Here is a 15474-nt window from a genome sequence, read left to right as displayed (position 1 = left end):
CGTCAGCTGACTGGCCAGAACCAGACCTCGCCGCAATCCCAGTAGCATTCGGTGCCGCACACCTTCACGCCGATGGACGGCAGCAGGATGTCGATATGCCCGCCCGCGCCGCCCAGGTAACCGGGAATGCGGAAGAAGGCGACAACGCCCTGGCGCTGGCCGATGCCGGCGTTGGCCGCGTCGCGAGCGAATTTTTCGGGCGCGCCGAACAGCGCGGGGCTGGCCAGCATGTGCGCCAGCCTGGCCTGTCCCGGTTCGATCAGCGCGCCCTTGAACGGGCCCCTGCGAATCGCCATGCGGCCTTTCAGCTGTATGCCCGCCTTGATCAGGGCCAGGCTGACGCGGATGGCGCAGGTGTTGGCAAAGCTGTCCTTACCGATCAAATCGTCCCAGCCGATTTCGCCGAACAGCGCCGCCTGGTCGACGGCGGCCACGCTCGAATAATTCTCGCGCAGCGTGATGAATGCAGGTTTCACGTCAGCCTCCCGTTGCCCCTGCACGGCAGGGAACATCAGGCCGATTGTACGAGGATGCGGCAGCCCCGCACTGAGCAAGGTCAAGCATTGGCTTGAGGAAAGCCAGCTACCCGCTAACGATGGGGACAGTTTGGAGACGGGCGACTTCCGGCCCTTGGCGTTGCACCACATCAATGCAAGGCGACCGCCAGCGGCCTGGGTGACGACAATGACTGAGCTGGAACAAACATGTGCCAGCCGCGCTCTACCACCGCCACCAGATACGACCTATTCTGATCTCATTCCCTATGCGGGATACCTCGCCACCGGCGTTGCGTCTCCTGAACGCACCAGACAGCGCCGCATTTAAATCTTATACCGGGTTGACGACAATGGGCATTGAGGAGATCAAGAATTTTTCCACTATCGCCGCAGCGGTAATTGTACTGATTGGCAATCTGATACTTTTTGTGCTGGTTTTCAAAAAAGAAAGGCTATTTGAAACCGAGCGGCAAAAATTTTTATTAGTACTAACGAATGTTGAACAGCAGCACGCCAAGAAACTTCAGGACGAGCGACATGATTTTGAAAGGAAACAGCAGGAACTTGTCGAGGAGCAGAATAGACTGAACTATCAATACTCTCAGAAGCTGCAACGACAACGGACCGAACTGGATGCCTGGAGAACTGGCTATGAAGTCGAAACAAAAATAAGGAATGACGCCCTGCGCAACCTCAGAACGGCCGTTATCACGCTGTTTGACGGCTTCCAGAACATGCTTCAGCTCGCAATGCGGGTGGATGACCAGGAAATTCTCGGGGTGCTTGCCAAGTGTGTTAAAGCGCTATCCGACCTCGATCACGCTATCGATGCGGCAAAGAGTATTGTGCGCAATGATATTGAAGCCGAGAAACTCCACCGATTACACATCATTAAGCGATTTTTCCTAAGAGTGATTCTGGACTTAACAAGAAGAAAAACAGAACGGATATCGCAAGCGCCGGCACTTCGGAAAATGGAGATCCGCCTGAAAAAACGTAAAGAAGTCACCATGCACTATCTTCAATCGGTCATGGAAGAGCGGCCCAGGGCACCCGACATTGGTGCCTCAGAATGACATGGTATTCCATGCATGAGAATGCCGAGCCGCACGCAGCCCCCTTACGGTTTGGCCGCCGCATAATGCAGCTTCAGCACCAGCCCGTTATGGTCATCGGCCATGTAGATATCGCCGTCCTGGCCCTGTTTCACGTCGACGGGCGCGCCCCTGCCCTGCTTGCCCTTGCGCTCCCAGTTGCCGATCAACTCGACGGACTTGCCCAGCGGCGCGCCGGCCTTGTCGGGCAGCAGCGCCACCAGGCGGTGGCCGTTGCTGCGGTAGCCGTGGTAGCCGATGATCAGGCTATTCTTGTACAGCGCCGGGAAGCGGCTGGCCGTATAAAAGGTCATGCCCAGCGGCGCGGCGTGGCCGGGCAGCAGACGCTCCGGCGCCGCATACTGGGCGTCGCAAGCCGTCTTCGGGTATTCGGGACTGGCCACATTGTCGTCGTAGCAGTATGGCCAGCCGTAGTGGCGGTCGGCCTTGATCAGGTTCAGCTCCTCATGCGGCAGGTTTTCGTCGCTTTTGAGTTGCGGCATGGCGGCCTGGATGGCGTCGCGCGCGTTTTCCGCCTGCCACAGTTCGCCCGTGGCCGAGTGGAAGGCCAGCGCCATCGAATTGCGCAAGCCGCGCGCGTGCGTGCGCCAGCTCGTCACCGTGCCGGCCGGCCAGGCCATCGTGTATTCGCGGATGGCGCCCAGCGCCTCAAGGCCTTCCGCCGAAGGACAGGCCTTGGCCGGATCGGGCGCCTTGCCATCGTTCTCGCAATGGTCGGTGCTCGAACCCACGTTCACGTACAGGTCGCCCTTGGGGCTGAAACGCATGTTCGTCAGCAGGTGCAAGCCCAGGCCCGGCAGGCGCGGCGTCTTTGCCGTGCCGCCGATGATGTCGGTGGTGGCGCGGGCGGGATCGCGCAGATCGAAGCGGAAGATGCGCCCCACCTCGCCCACGTAGACCAGGCCGTCCGGCCCCTGCACGATGCCGTTCGGGCGATCGAGCTTGTCGAGCAGCAGCTTGCGCTCGTAGCCCGGGCCGGCCGCCTTGCGCTGCAACAGCCACAATTTGCCCTGCTTCGGCGTCCATCCCGCCATGTCCGTGACGAGGATGTCGCCGTTCGTCAGCGGCAGCACGCCGCGGGGGAATTTCAGGCCGTCGGCCAGCACGGCCACGCAAAAGCCGGCCGGCGTGGTCACGTCGAGGCGCGGCATGCCGTCGCACTGGGCGCCAGGTGCCGCCAGGGCGGGCGCCAACGCGCCGGAAAGGCAGGCCGCCAGGGCGCCCGCGAGCATTTTCTTGTTCATGGTCTCATTCCATCAAGGGTAATCGGGACAGTACGGCACGCGCGTTGGCGCTGGTCGCAGCCGCCACTTGCGCAATATCAAGGCCGCGCAATTCGGCCAGCACGGCGCCGATACGGGGCAATTCTTCGGGGCTGTTGCGGCCCGGGTGGATCCAGGCGGGGGAAATGTCGGGCGCGTCCGTCTCCAGCACAATGGCGTCCAGGGGCAATTCCGTGGCCATGCGGCGTATCTGCAAGGCCCGCGTAAAGGTCATGGCGCCGCCGAAACCGAGCTTGAAACCGAGGGCTATATAACCCTGCGCCTGCTGGAAGCTGCCGTTGAACGCATGGGCGATGCCGCCGTTCGGGCGGATCTGGCGCGCATGTTTGAGGACGATGTCCTGCGAGCGGCGTACGTGGGCCAGCACGGGCAAGTCGAAGTCGCGGGCGATTTTCAGCTGCTCGCGCAGGAAATGCTCCTGCTTGATGCGCATGGCCGGTTCGCACAGCATCGGAATGAAGAAATCGAGGCCGATCTCGCCGATGGCGACAAAGCGCGCGTCGTTCATGGCCAGCGCCACGGCTTCGCGCAGGGCGATCAAGTCGTCTTCCGTGGCGTGCGGCACGTAGATCGGGTGGATACCGAGCGCATAGCAGGCATTGGGCGCCGTTGCCGCCAGATCGCGCACGATGCTGAAATTGGCCCGCTCGACGGCGGGGACGACGATCATCGCCACGCCCTGCGCGGCCGCGCGCGCCGCCACCTGCGGCGATTCGCTGCCGAATTCGTGCGCGTCGAGGTGGCAGTGCGTGTCGATCCACATGGCGGCTCCTTAGTACTGGTACGGCTGCAGCCCTTCGTCCGTCAGGCGCAGCACGCGGTCGCAGCGTTTGGCCAGTTCGATATCGTGCGTGACGATGACGAAGGCCGTGCCCAGGGTGCGCGACAGTTCCAGCATCAGGTCGAAGATCTGTTCGGCCGTGGCGTGATCGAGGTTGCCCGTCGGTTCATCGGCCAGCACGCAGGCCGGCTGCGTGACGAGGGCGCGGGCCAGGGCCACGCGCTGGCGCTCGCCGCCCGACAATTCGCCCGGCGTGTGCGTGACGCGCTTGGCCAGGTTCACGCGGGTCAAAATCTGCTGCGCCAGCTCGGTGGCCGGGGCGCGCTTCATGCGCCGTATCATCAGCGGCATGGCGACGTTGTCGAGCGCGGAAAACTCGGGCAGCAGGTGGTGGAACTGGTAGACGAAGCCCAGCGAGGCGTTGCGCAAGTCGCCGCGCGCCTTTTCGCTGAGGGTGGCGAAATCCTTGCCCAGCAGGGTCACCTTGCCGCTGGTGGGCGTATCGAGCCCGCCCAGCAGGTGCAGCAGGGTCGACTTGCCCGAGCCGGAGGCGCCGACGATGGCGACGCGCTCGCCGCGGTGGACGTCGATGTCGATGCCGGCGAGCACCTGCACCTTGTAGCTGCCCTGCGTGAAAGTCTTGCCCAGGCCACGGCAGCTAAGGACGGCAGAATCGGCGGTGGCGCCGTTGGAGGCAGGTTTGTTCAGATCGGTCATGGTCGTAGTCAGTGGTTTATTCATAGCGCAGGGCTTCCGCAGGTTTGACGCGGGCGGCCCACCAGCTTGGGTACAGGGTCGCCAAAAAGGCGAGAATCACGGCCAGCACGCCGATCTTGGTGACGTCGGGCCAGCGCAGGTCGGACGGCACGGTACTGATGAAATAGATGTCCTTGGAGAGGAACTGCACGCCCAGCAAATGCTCGATGAAGGGCACGATCACGTCGATGTTCATGGCCACCAGCACGCCGCCGCCCACTCCCAGGATCGTGCCCAGGATGCCCACCAGCGCGCCCTGGATCATAAAGATCTTCATGATGGAACGGGGCGAGGCGCCCAGGGTGCGCAAAATCGCGATATCGGCCTGCTTGTCCGTCACCGTCATCACCAGGGTCGACACGAGGTTGAACGCGGCCACGGCGATGATCAGGGTCAGGATGATGAACATCATGCGCTTTTCCGTCTGCACGGCGGCGAACCAGTTGGCGTTCAGCTTGGACCAGTCGCGCAGCCACAGGTCGCCCGGCATGGATTTTTTCAATTCGGCGGCCACTTGCGGCGCCTGGTTCATGTCGGCCAGGCGCAGGCGCAGGCCCGACGGGCCGTCGAGGCGCAGCAAACGCTGGCCGTCTTCGATATTGATGAAGGCCAGGCCGGCGTCGAATTCATTGTGGCCCGCCTGGAAGATGCCGCTGACGGTGAAGCTGCGCATGCGCGGCAGCACGCCGGCCGGCGTGACCTGGCCCTGCGCCAGCATCAAGGTCACTTTTTCGCCGAGGTTGACGCGCAGGGCGCGCGCCAGCTCGATGCCCAGCACGATATTGAAGGTGCCCGGCTGCAGGGCCTTGAAGCTGCCCATGCGCGTCTGGCCGGCCACGTCGGACACGTTCGGCTCTTCCTCGGGCAGCACGCCGCGCACGATGGCGGGACGCAGCGCATCGTCGCGCAACAGCATGCCTTGCGTTTCCACAAACGGCGCGGCGCCCTTCACGGCGGGATTCTTGAAGGCTTGCGCCGCCTCGGCGCGCCAGTCGGGCATGCTGCCGCTGTTGTCGAACACTTCCACGTGGGCCAGCACGGACAGCATGCGGTCCGTCACTTCCTTCTGGAAGCCGTTCATCACGGACAGCACGACGATCAGCGCCGCCACGCCCAGGCCGATGCCGGCCATGGAAATGAGCGAGATGAAGGAGATAAAACTGTTGCGGCCACTGCGCTTGCCGGCCCGCGTGTAGCGCAGGCCAACCAGCCATTCGAAGGGCAGATTCTTGAAAATACTCATTGTTCAGGCGGTCTTTATCGTTTCTTGATGTGTTATTCGTAGCGCAGCGCCTCGGCCGGCTTGACGCGCGCGGCGCGCCAGCTCGGGTAGATCGTCGCCACCAGCGCCAGGCCAAAGGCGATCAGGCCGATCTGCGCCACGTCCAGCCAGTGCACGTCGGACGGCACGGCGCTGATCTGGTAGATTTCCTTGGAAATGAAGTGCAGGCCGAAGATGCCTTCGATGAAGGGCACGATGACGCCCACGTTCAGCGCCAGCACGACGCCGCCGATGACGCCCAGGGCACTCCCCAGCAAGCCCACCAGCGCGCCCTGGATCATGAAAATCTTCATGATGGAGAACGGCGAGGCGCCCAGGGTGCGCAAAATGGCGATATCGGCCTGCTTGTCGGTGACCGACATGACCAGGGTCGAGACGAGGTTGAACGCGGCCACGGCGATGATCATGCTGAGGATGATGAACATCATGTTCTTCTGGCTTTGCACCAGCGCATACCAGCTGGCACTGGCGCGCGACCAGTCGCGCATCCACAGCTGGCCCGGCATCGAGGCTTTCAGTTCGCGCGCCACCTGGGGCGCCTGGTTCATGTCGTGCAGGCGCAGGCGCAGGCCGGACGGGCCGTCGAGCTGCAGCAGCTGCTGCGCATCAGCCATATTGACGAAGGCCAGGCTGCCATCGAGTTCATTATGACCTGCCTCAAAGATGCCGGCCACCTTGAGCGCGCGCATGCGCGGCATCACGATGCCGTTGGCCGGGTCGCCGGCCCTGGGCTCGCGCTCCAGCATCAGGGTCACGTTCTGCCCCACCTGCACGCCCAGCGCCTTGGCCAGGTCGATGCCCAGCACGATGTTGTACGAGCCGGGCGTGAGATCCTTGAAACTGCCCTGCTTCATCTGGGCGGCCACGCTGGAGACGGTGGCTTCCTGCTGCGGCAGCACGCCGCGCACGACGGACGGGCGCATGGTTTCGTCATTGAGCAGCATGCCCTGGGTTTCCACGAACGGCGACACGGCTTTCACTTGCGGGTTGGCGTAGGCGGCGCGCTCCTGCGCCTGCCAGTTGGGCATGGAGCCGCTCGTGTCGAACACCTCGACGTGAGCCAGCACCGACATCAGCCGGTCGGTGACTTCCTTCTGGAAGCCGTTCATGACGGAGAGGACGACGATCAGGGCGGCCACGCCCAGACCGATGCCGGCCACGGAAATGAGGGAGATGAAGGAAATGAAGCTGTTGCGGCCACTGCGTTTCCCGGCGCGCGTATAGCGCACGCCGACCTGCCACTCAAAAGGAAATTGTTTGATGATGCTCATGCGCTCCCGCGACAACGATGATATGCGAGCGCGCAGTGTGCCACACAATGGGCATTTTATGCATGAACTCTGCGTGAAACAGGGCACCCCGCGCTATTTCCGGCCCCGCGCCGGCCCGAAAACCGGCAACAACTGCCGCGCCAGCGCATGTTGACGCCGCCCGGGCCGGACGGCGCCATCAGCCGATGCGCCGCAACAACAACTTCAACTAGTTACATGCGCAACAAAAAGTACGTCCATATACTTGTTTATCGACGGCGCCGGTTTCATGGGCAGCTCATCCGCGTTTGCCTTGCCTGGAACTGCGCCCGCCATGCCAACGCCTTTCACTACAACACGACACTACTCGATAGGATATCTATGACATTCGCGCGCTCAGGCGTCCTGGCGGCGCTCATCGCGGCCGCCTCCGCCATGCCGGCCCTTGCACACGCTGCCGACGGCACCATCACCTTCACGGGCCAGGTCACGGCCCAGACCTGCACCATCAACGGCGGCGCCGGCAAGGACTTCACCGTCGCACTGCCCCCGGTCTCGGCCTCCTCACTCTCGATTGACGGCGCGACGGCGGGCCGCACGCCGTTCAAGATCGTGCTGACGGCCTGCACGTCGGCCACGGGCAATGTGTCAGCCTATTTCGAAGCGGGCACGACCATCGATACGGCGACGGGCCGGCTGAAAAATGCGGCGGGTACGGCGACCAAGGTACAAATCGGCCTGCTCAACTCCGACCTCACCAACACCGCGATCGTACTGGGCGCGGCACAGGCGGCGCAGAACTCGCAGAGCGTGGCGATCGCCAGCAACACGGCCACCCTCAATTACTTCGCCCAGTACGTGGCGAGCGGCGGCGCGGCCGGTGTCGGCACGGTCAGTACCTCCGTCATGTACACGATGTCCTACCAGTAACTACCAGTAACCATCAGGAATTGACGCGGTGTCAAGCGGTGCCCCGAAAATGCGCCGGTTGGCGAAGAGACAGAACGAAATACGCATTCAACATGTAATCAAAATTACAAGATACACGATAGCAAAATGACAGTGCGCAACAAATTATCCAGAACGATCGCGGTTTTCGCCTTGCCATGCATGATGGCGGGCGCGCATGCGTCTGTCGTGATCGGCGCGACGCGCGTGATCTATCGCGCCAGCGACCGCGAAGTCACCGTCAAGCTGGCCAATGAAGGCAATGCGCCGGCCCTGGTGCAGGCGTGGCTCGATACGGGCAATCCGAACGCCCTGCCGGACGAATCGAAAGTGCCGTTCACCCTGCTGCCGCCGCTGTTCCGCCTCGATCCGAAGAAAGGCCAAAGCCTGCGCCTGATCTACACGCAGGAACCGTTGCCGCAAGACAAGGAATCCTTGTTCTGGCTCAATGTGCTCGAAGTGCCGCCGCGCGCCGGCGCCGCCGCCAACGGGGACAGTCCGAATTTCCTGCAACTGGCGTTCCGCACGCGCATCAAGCTGTTCTTCCGTCCCACGGGACTGCCGGGCAAGGCGGACGATGCCGCCGCCCTCGTGCGCTGGCGCTTCAAGCGCCTGGAAAATGGCCGCTACGTGCTGGAGGGCAATAATCCCACGCCGTACCACGTGACGTTCAGCAAGCTCACCGCTGCCGACGGCGTGGCGAGCTGGAGCAACGATACGGGCGCCATGCTGGCCCCCGGCGCCAGCGCGGACTTCGACCTCGGCAACGCCGCGCCGCGCGCCGCCGTGCCCACGCAGGTCGACTACACTTATATCAACGATTATGGCGCCGGCGTGAGCGGCAAGGCCCTGCGCAAGGGCACGAACGAGTAAGCCATGCGTACCCGGGAACAGTCTGCGCCCCCGCGTGCCGGAACGCGGCTTGCGCTCAGGCGCGGCCACGCCGTGCTGCTGGGCGCGCTCGCCGCATGGGGCGCCCCGCCCGCCCGCGCCGCGCCGCCCGCGGTGGCCGCGGTGGCCGATGTTGCCGAGGTGCAATTCAACAGCGATTTCCTGATGAAGCCGCAGGGCCAGAGCGTCGACGTGGCGCGTTTCGCGCGCGGCAATCCGGTGCCGCCCGGCGCCTACACGGTCGACCTGTACGTCAACGGCCGTTGGGTGGGCCATGATGCGCTGCGTTTCGTCACGCATGCGGGCGCCGCCAGCGCCACGCCGTGCCTGGACAGGACCGCGACCGCGCGCCTGGGTCTCGACCTGGAGAAGCTGTCCGCCCCGGCGCGTGCCGCACTGGCGGCGCCCCGGGCGGACTCTTGCGCGAATCTCGCCGACCTGGTCGACAGCGCGACGCAAGCGTTCGACCTGTCCGAGCTGCGGCTCGACCTGGGCATTCCGCAAGCCTCGCTGCTGCGCCAGCCGCAAGGCTACGTGAGCCAGGAATTCTGGGACGAAGGCGTCGCGTCGGCCACCCTCGGCTACAGCCTGAATACCTTTCACGTGGCCGGCGCCGGCGCGGCGGGCACGCAGACCTACCTGGGCCTGAACGGCGGCGTCAATCTCGGCAGCTGGCACCTGCGGCAAAATACCGCGCTGACGTGGCAGGCGGGCGGGCAGCGCAGCCGTCAGAACATCGCCACCTACCTGCAGCACGAGCTGCCCGCCCTGCGCAGCCAGCTGACGCTCGGCGATGCCTTCACCGACGGCGCCGTGTTCGACAGCATCGGCATACGCGGCGTGGCCCTCGCCAGCGACGACCGCATGCTGCCAGGCTCGCTGCGCGGCTATGCGCCGCTGATACGCGGCGTGGCCTTGAGCAATGCCCGCGTCAGCGTGACGCAGAACGGCAACAAGCTGTACGAGGCCACCGTGGCGCCCGGCCCCTTTGAAATCAACGACTTGTACGCCACCGGCTACGGCGGCGACCTGCTCGTCACGGTAACGGAAGCCGACGGCAGCGTGCACGGTTTTCCCGTGCCGTATGCGTCGGTGGCGCAATTGTTGCGCCCAGGAACCACGCGCTTCCACGTCGCCGCCGGCCAGTTGCGCGACGCGCAGTCGAACGGACGCCCCCATCTGCTGCAGGGCACGGTGCAGCACGGCTTCAGCAATTTTCTCACCGCGTATGCGGGCATGATCGTTGCCGATGGCTACCTGGCCGGCTTGCTGGGCACGGCGTTCAACACGCCCGCAGGCGCCGTCGCCGTCGACGTGACGGGCGCGCGCGCGCGGATTCGCGGCCTGGACGGCACCACGGGCCAGAGCGTGCGGCTCGGCTACAGCAAACTGCTGCCCGCCACCGGCACCAACTTCGCGCTGGCCGCCTACCGCTACTCGTCGAGCGGCTTCTGGGCCTTGCGCGACGCCATGCTGGCGCGCAGCGAAGCGGCCGCGGGACGCGACCCGGGCGCCGTCGGCCGCCGGCGCAACCAGCTGCAACTGACCATGAACCAGAGCCTGGCGGACGGCTGGGGCAATGCCTATGTGCTGGCATCGACGCAGGATTACTGGAACCGGGGCGGCGCCACCGTGCAATTCCAGCTGGGCTACAACAATACGCGGCGCGCGCTCGGCACCAGTGTCAGCTACAACGTGTCGCTGTCGCGCCAGCGCAACGACCTGACGGGACAAATGCAGAGCCAGGCCTTCGCCAGCGTGTCGCTGCCGCTCGGCACGGACGAGCATGCGCCGGCCTTGTCGACGTTTCTCACGCACAACAACACGAACGGCTCGTCCGCGCAGGCGATGCTGAACGGCTCGGCCGGCGCGGACAACGCCTACACGTACGGCGTCATGGCGAATCGGGCGCCGGGTTCCAGCACGGCCGGCGCGAATGGCCAGTATCGCAGCCCGTACGCGACCTTCTCCGCCAGCGCCAGCGGCGGCGCGGCGTATTCGCAGCTGTCGGCGGGGGTGACGGGCGCCATCGTCGCGCACCCGGGCGGCGTGACCCTGGCCAACAACCTGGGCGACACGATAGCCGTGGTCGAGGCGAAAGGCGCGACTGGCGCCCGCGTCAGCAATGCGGCCGGCGTGCGCATCGACGGCTTCGGCTATGCGGTGATTCCATACTTGTCGCCGTACAGCCTGAACACGGTCGACATCGATCCGAACGGAATGCCGCTCGACGTCGAATTCAAGTCCACCAGCCAGCAGGTGGCGCCGCGCGCGAATGCGGTGGTGATGCTGCGCTTCGACACGCTGACGGGCCGGGCGGCGGTGATCGCGGCCCGCTTGCCGGATGGCGCGGCGCTGCCCTTCGGCGCGGCGGTGTATGACGCGCAGGGGCAAGGCGTGGGCGCAATCGGCCAGAACAGCCGCATCTTCGTGCGCGGCGTGGCCGACGAGGGCATGCTCACGGCGCAATGGGGCGACGCCGCCGACGAGCAATGCGCGTTCGCGTATCGCCTGCCGCCCAAGGGCGAAGACAGGGGCGCGTATGCGCATACCGACGCCGTGTGCGCTGCAAAGGGCGTCATGGCAAGCCCGGCAATGGCGCGGCGGTCCAAGGGAGGAACAATACAATGAGCAGCCTGCTTTCATGTCACTTTAGCAAGAAATTATCCGGTGTGCCGCTCGTGTGGGCCGCCAGCTGTGCCGGCCTGATCTTGAGTGCGCCGGCGCAGGCGAAGAATTGCACGATCACCCCCGCTGCCACGACGATCACCTTCGGCACGGTGACGGTGCCGCGCAATGCGCCGGTGGGCACGCAGATCGGTGCGACGCAGACTTCGTCGGGAACGTGGACGTGCCCGGCGAATCCTTCTACAAACCCCGACTTCCCCAACATACACGGCTACAACGTGGGCATTACCCCGTCGCGGGCCGCCATCAGCTTGCCCGCCACGTGGGTATGGGATACCGGCATCGCGGGGATCGGCATCGAAGTGATGGACACGACCTACCTTGGTCCCGACAACTATAACGGCCTTATCTCCAGGCTGGGCTACACGGGCGGAATTAACTATTATGTGCCCTTCGTCGAGCCCGCCCTCACGTATACCAGCACCTTGGCGAGCGGCTCCTTCGGGTTCAGGTATCGGCTGGTCACCACCGCCGCGCCGGTGACCGTGGGCGGCCCGATTCCCACGATTGAGCTGGCTTCCCTGGGCAGCAACGACCGCACCGGCGGTGGTTCAACGACCATGACGACCGACGTCAAGATTTATCTGGGCAGCACGACGATCGTCGCGAACGGCGCCACGTGCACGGTGAGCGCGCCAGCGAGCGTGGTCTTGCCGACCGTCAAGGCAAGCGCATTGAACCCGGCCGGCACGGCGGCGGGCGACACCGCCTTCAGCATCGATCTCTCGTCCTGCCCGGCCGGCGTGAACGTCTATATCACCTTGACGGACATGAATGGTGCCGACACCACCACCAGCAACCTGAACCTCACGGCCGATTCCAGCGCGCAAGGCGTGAAGCTGCGCGTGTCGAACAGCGGCGGCCCCGTGAAATATGGACCGGCCTTGCCGGACGCGGGCAATACGAACCAGTGGCTGGTCGGCGCGTCGGCCAGCACCATGGCCATCCCGTTGAAAGTGCAATACATCTCGACGGGGCCGGTGACGGCCGGCACGGTAAAGGGGCAAATGCAGTTCACGATGAGCTATCAGTGAGCCATCTGACCACAGCTGCGCGCGGATCGTTTTATTGCATTAAGAGAAAGTGTAGTGCGCCGGCAAAGGATGCCGCCCGCGGCAAAAAACCATGCGCCCTTCTCGCGCGGCGCCACAATCGCCTACAATCTCGGGATGAATCAACTTACCCTCGTCCTGCCCTTCGCCTTGCCCAATGCCGAACTGGCTGCCGACCTGCTCAAGGTCTTGCAGGCGCCCGCGCTGGCGGCCCTGCTGTCGCGCACGTCCACTTGCCATTTAGAAACTTTTGACAACGCCAGCCGCCTGCTGCCGCACGAAGCGTGGCTGGCGCACGCCTTGACCCTGTCGCCCGCGCCCAACGGCGAGGCGGCGCGGGCGGCCTTTGCCGCAGAGGCCATGCGCGGCTACGGCCTCGTGCCGGAGCCGGGCGGGCGCTATTTCCTGCTGCATCCGGCCCACCTGGCCATTGCCCGCAGCCATATCAGCCTCGATGAGTTGCGCCAGCTCAAGCTGGGCGAAGCGGAAAGCCGCGCCCTGTTCGACATCGCGGCCCCGTATTTCGACGAGATCGGCCAGCCGCTGGCATATGGCGACGCGGGCACCTGGTTCATGCGCGCCGATGGCTGGACCGACTTGCAGTGCGCCACGCCGGACGCCGCCACCACGCAAGACCTGTCCGTGTGGATGCCGGAAGGCGAGCACGCGCGCGCCGCGCGCCGTTTGCAAAATGAAGTGCAGATGCTGTGGCATGAACATCCGGTCAATGCGGCGCGCGAGGAACGGGGCTTGAAAGCCGTCAATGCGTTCTGGATCTGGGGCGCCAGCGTCGCCACGGCGCAAGCTCCCCGCTGCGCCGCCAGCCTGCATACCCGGGACGCGCCCGGCTGGCTGGCTGCGCTGGCGGAACCGGCGCAGCGCGATGCCAGTCTAAACAGTGTGCTGGCAAGCCAGCGCGACGCCATCGTCGTGCCGGGCGGCCTGATCGAAGCGGCGCAGGCCCAGGAATGGGGCATGTGGCTGCAGCAATTGCAAGCGCTGGAAGCGGACTGGTTCGCACCCCTGCTGGCGGCCCTCAAAGACGGCCGCCTGGGACAGCTGCGCCTGGTGCTGAGCCACCGCGACGCCCGGCTCGACGTCACCACCAGCAAGCATGCGCAGCGCAAATTCTGGCGCGCGATCACCCTGAACAAGTTGAAAGCATCATGACCCGTACCCGCATCGCCACCCGCCCCTGCCCTTACCGCGAATCCGAATTGCTGCGCCAGGGCGGCATCCATCCCGTGCTGGCCCGGCTGTACGCGTCGCGCGGCCTGTCCGACGCGAAAGAACTGTCGAGCGAACTGGCAGCCCTGATGCCGCCGTCCGGCTTGCTGCACATCGGCGCGGCCGGCGTCTTCCTGGCCGACGCCATTGCCGCCAAGAAACGCATGGTCATCGTGGCCGACTACGATTGTGACGGCGCCACCGCCTGCGCCGTGGCCATCCGCGGCTTGCGCGCCATGGGCGCCGACGTCGATTTCATCGTGCCCAACCGTTTCGAGTACGGCTACGGCCTGACGCCGGAAATCGTCGAGCTCACTGCCCGCGAAAAATCGCCCGACATCATCATCACCGTCGACAACGGCATCGCCAGCATCGATGGCGTGGCCGAGGCCAACCGGCGCGGCATTCAAGTCGTCGTCACCGACCACCATTTGCCGGCCGACACCCTGCCCGACGCGGCCGTCATCGTCAACCCGAACCAGCCCGCCTGCGGTTTTCCGTCGAAACACCTGGCGGGCGTGGGCGTCGTGTTCTACGTCTTGCTGGCCCTGCGGGCCGAAATGCGCCAAAGAGGCATTTACGACAAAAAAACTCAGCCGCCCTTGCAAAACCTGCTCGACCTGGTGGCGCTGGGCACGGTGGCCGACGTGGTGCGCCTCGATACCAACAACCGCATCCTCGTCGCGCAAGGCCTCAAGCGCATGCGCAAGGGCAATATGCACGCGGGCGTGGCGGCGCTCTTTCGCGTGGCGGGCCGCGAAGCGCGCAGCGCCACGCCGTTCGACCTGGGCTTTGCCCTGGGCCCGCGCCTGAATGCGGCCGGCCGCCTGCAAGACATGTCGCTGGGCATCGAATGCCTGATCACTGACGATGAAGGCCGCGCCTGGGCGCTGGCCCAGCAACTGAACGACATCAACCTGAAGCGGCGCGAAATCGAGGCGGAAATGCAGGATACGGCCCTGCTGCACCTGGACACTTTTGAGCCGGCCAACAGCAGCACCATCAGCGTGTTTGACGAATCCTGGCACCAGGGCGTGATCGGCATCGTCGCTTCGCGCCTGAAGGAAAAATTCTACCGCCCGACGATTACCTTCGCACCGGGCGCCGATGGCTGGATCAAGGGTTCCGGACGCTCGATTCCCGGTTTTCACTTGCGCGACGCGCTCGACCTCGTGTCGAAACGGGCGCCGAGCCTGATCGACAAGTTCGGCGGCCACGCCATGGCGGCGGGCCTGACCATCCGCGCCGACGCCTTCGACGCGTTTTCGCAAGCGTTCGAAGCCGTGGGCCAGGCCTGGCTCAGCCAGCAACAGCTGGAACGTGTCGTGGAAACGGATGGCCCGCTGGAAGACGCCTACTACACGACGGCCTTTATCGAGCTGATGGATGGCCAGGTGTGGGGCCAGGGCTTCGCCCCGCCCGTCTTCTGCGACGAATTCCGCGTCGTCAGCCAGCGCATCTTAAAAGAACGCCATTTGAAACTGTTGCTGGAAAAGAACGGCGTGCGCTTCGATGCCATCTGGTTCGGGCATACGGACGCCCTGGGCGAACGGACAAGGGTCGCCTTCCGGCTCGATGCGAATGAATACAATGGCACGACCAAGGTGCAACTCATGGTGGAGCACGCCGAGCCTGCGTAGTGACACCTGACAGTACCTACTGCGCGTTGGTATAGGCCGCCTGCGATGCTCACCGTACTAGAAG

General features: G+C 64.7%; 13 protein-coding genes. 7 read left to right on the top strand and 6 right to left on the bottom strand.

Going from position 1 to position 15474, the window contains the following annotated elements; genetic code table 11:
• Positions 1 to 2: 2 nt before the first annotated feature.
• Complete coding sequence (locus tag IGS61_RS10490) at positions 3 to 476, bottom strand: T6SS effector amidase Tae4 family protein (protein WP_230539523.1); 474 nt, start codon at positions 474 to 476, stop codon at positions 3 to 5.
• Positions 477 to 706: 230 nt separating this feature from the next.
• Between IGS61_RS10490 and IGS61_RS10485 the strand changes: the two genes are divergently transcribed.
• The gene (locus tag IGS61_RS10485; RefSeq protein ID WP_230539522.1) at positions 707 to 1573 is read left to right on the top strand and encodes a hypothetical protein; all 867 of its coding nucleotides are present in this window, start codon (positions 707 to 709) and stop codon (positions 1571 to 1573) included.
• Between the two features lie 44 nt (positions 1574 to 1617).
• Here IGS61_RS10485 and IGS61_RS10480 read toward each other — a convergent pair whose 3' ends face one another.
• The 5 genes from IGS61_RS10480 to IGS61_RS10460 are packed head-to-tail and all read right to left on the bottom strand — an operon-like array spanning position 1618 to position 6985.
• Positions 1618 to 2856, bottom strand: coding sequence for a PQQ-dependent sugar dehydrogenase (locus IGS61_RS10480; RefSeq protein WP_230539521.1), 1239 nt, complete (start codon positions 2854 to 2856; stop codon positions 1618 to 1620).
• Between the two features lie 4 nt (positions 2857 to 2860).
• On the bottom strand, positions 2861 to 3658 hold the full coding sequence (locus IGS61_RS10475) for a TatD family hydrolase (protein ID WP_230539520.1): 798 nt from the start codon (positions 3656 to 3658) through the stop codon (positions 2861 to 2863).
• A 9-nt stretch (positions 3659 to 3667) separates the two neighbouring features.
• A complete protein-coding gene (lolD, locus tag IGS61_RS10470) occupies positions 3668 to 4393 on the bottom strand; it encodes a lipoprotein-releasing ABC transporter ATP-binding protein LolD (protein ID WP_230539519.1) in 726 nt (241 codons plus the stop codon).
• A gap of 16 nt (positions 4394 to 4409) precedes the next feature.
• Positions 4410 to 5675 (bottom strand): lipoprotein-releasing ABC transporter permease subunit, encoded by a 1266-nt coding sequence (locus IGS61_RS10465; RefSeq protein ID WP_071076820.1) that lies wholly within the window; start codon positions 5673 to 5675, stop codon positions 4410 to 4412.
• Between the two features lie 32 nt (positions 5676 to 5707).
• Complete coding sequence (locus IGS61_RS10460) at positions 5708 to 6985, bottom strand: lipoprotein-releasing ABC transporter permease subunit (RefSeq protein ID WP_230539518.1); 1278 nt, start codon at positions 6983 to 6985, stop codon at positions 5708 to 5710.
• 360 nt (positions 6986 to 7345) lie between these two features.
• On the opposite strand from IGS61_RS10460, the gene IGS61_RS10455 reads away from it, so the two are divergent.
• From IGS61_RS10455 to recJ, 6 genes are all read left to right on the top strand, one after another.
• Positions 7346 to 7894 carry a fimbrial protein gene (locus IGS61_RS10455; protein ID WP_230539517.1) on the top strand — a complete coding sequence of 183 codons (549 nt, stop codon included), beginning with the start codon at positions 7346 to 7348 and terminating at the stop codon, positions 7892 to 7894.
• A gap of 207 nt (positions 7895 to 8101) precedes the next feature.
• Entirely contained in the window at positions 8102 to 8785 is a 684-nt protein-coding gene (locus IGS61_RS10450) for a fimbria/pilus periplasmic chaperone (protein WP_230539516.1), read from the top strand.
• A gap of 3 nt (positions 8786 to 8788) precedes the next feature.
• Entirely contained in the window at positions 8789 to 11434 is a 2646-nt protein-coding gene (locus IGS61_RS10445; protein WP_230539515.1) for a fimbria/pilus outer membrane usher protein, read from the top strand.
• Positions 11431 to 12525, top strand: coding sequence for a fimbrial protein (locus IGS61_RS10440; RefSeq protein ID WP_230539514.1), 1095 nt, complete (start codon positions 11431 to 11433; stop codon positions 12523 to 12525). The genes IGS61_RS10445 and IGS61_RS10440 overlap by 4 nt, the downstream gene beginning before the upstream one ends.
• A gap of 135 nt (positions 12526 to 12660) precedes the next feature.
• Positions 12661 to 13713 carry a hypothetical protein gene (locus tag IGS61_RS10435; protein ID WP_230539513.1) on the top strand — a complete coding sequence of 351 codons (1053 nt, stop codon included), beginning with the start codon at positions 12661 to 12663 and terminating at the stop codon, positions 13711 to 13713.
• Positions 13710 to 15410, top strand: coding sequence for a single-stranded-DNA-specific exonuclease RecJ (gene recJ / locus IGS61_RS10430; protein ID WP_230539512.1), 1701 nt, complete (start codon positions 13710 to 13712; stop codon positions 15408 to 15410). The genes IGS61_RS10435 and recJ overlap by 4 nt, the downstream gene beginning before the upstream one ends.
• Positions 15411 to 15474 lie beyond the last annotated feature (64 nt).

The sequence above is a fragment of the Janthinobacterium sp. FW305-129 genome, from assembly GCF_020858115.1.
Lineage (GTDB): Bacteria > Pseudomonadota > Gammaproteobacteria > Burkholderiales > Burkholderiaceae_D > Janthinobacterium.
The sequence above is the reverse complement of the archived record's forward strand: the minus strand, read 5'-3'. Positions and strand labels throughout refer to the sequence as shown.

Coding starts and splice junctions, on each gene's coding strand:
- IGS61_RS10480 (WP_230539521.1), bottom strand. CDS start 2,856: ATGAACAAGAAAATGCTCGCGGGCGCCCTGGCGGCCTGCCTTTCCGGC.
- IGS61_RS10475 (WP_230539520.1), bottom strand. CDS start 3,658: ATGTGGATCGACACGCACTGCCACCTCGACGCGCACGAATTCGGCAGC.
- lolD (WP_230539519.1), bottom strand. CDS start 4,393: ATGACCGATCTGAACAAACCTGCCTCCAACGGCGCCACCGCCGATTCT.
- IGS61_RS10465 (WP_071076820.1), bottom strand. CDS start 5,675: ATGAGTATTTTCAAGAATCTGCCCTTCGAATGGCTGGTTGGCCTGCGC.
- IGS61_RS10460 (WP_230539518.1), bottom strand. CDS start 6,985: ATGAGCATCATCAAACAATTTCCTTTTGAGTGGCAGGTCGGCGTGCGC.
- IGS61_RS10455 (WP_230539517.1), top strand. CDS start 7,346: ATGACATTCGCGCGCTCAGGCGTCCTGGCGGCGCTCATCGCGGCCGCC.
- IGS61_RS10445 (WP_230539515.1), top strand. CDS start 8,789: ATGCGTACCCGGGAACAGTCTGCGCCCCCGCGTGCCGGAACGCGGCTT.
- IGS61_RS10440 (WP_230539514.1), top strand. CDS start 11,431: ATGAGCAGCCTGCTTTCATGTCACTTTAGCAAGAAATTATCCGGTGTG.
- IGS61_RS10435 (WP_230539513.1), top strand. CDS start 12,661: ATGAATCAACTTACCCTCGTCCTGCCCTTCGCCTTGCCCAATGCCGAA.
- recJ (WP_230539512.1), top strand. CDS start 13,710: ATGACCCGTACCCGCATCGCCACCCGCCCCTGCCCTTACCGCGAATCC.